General features: G+C 47.2%; 2 tRNA genes. Both read left to right on the forward strand.

Annotated features, from left to right (window positions below):
- The first annotated feature begins 1 nt into the window (after position 1).
- A tRNA-Val gene (locus tag Xsze_RS21695) sits at positions 2–77 on the forward strand.
- Between the two features lie 82 nt (positions 78–159).
- Positions 160–235, forward strand: a tRNA-Val gene (locus tag Xsze_RS21700).

Below are 235 nucleotides of genomic sequence, written 5' to 3' on the forward strand. Positions count from 1 at the left end.
GGGGCGATTAGCTCAGTTGGTAGAGCATCTCCCTTACAAGGAGGGGGTCATCAGTTCGAATCTGGTATCGCCCACCATATTTTCACAGTGGTTATCTGTGATGCTATGGCAAAGGTAACCGTAGTGATAAGGCAGTGAAAAATAATTGATTTCATGATTGGGCGATTAGCTCAGTTGGTAGAGCATCTCCCTTACAAGGAGGGGGTCATCAGTTCGAATCTGGTATCGCCCACCA

Origin of the sequence: Xenorhabdus szentirmaii DSM 16338, from assembly GCF_002632585.1 — a bacterium.
GTDB classification, from domain to species: domain Bacteria; phylum Pseudomonadota; class Gammaproteobacteria; order Enterobacterales; family Enterobacteriaceae; genus Xenorhabdus; species Xenorhabdus szentirmaii.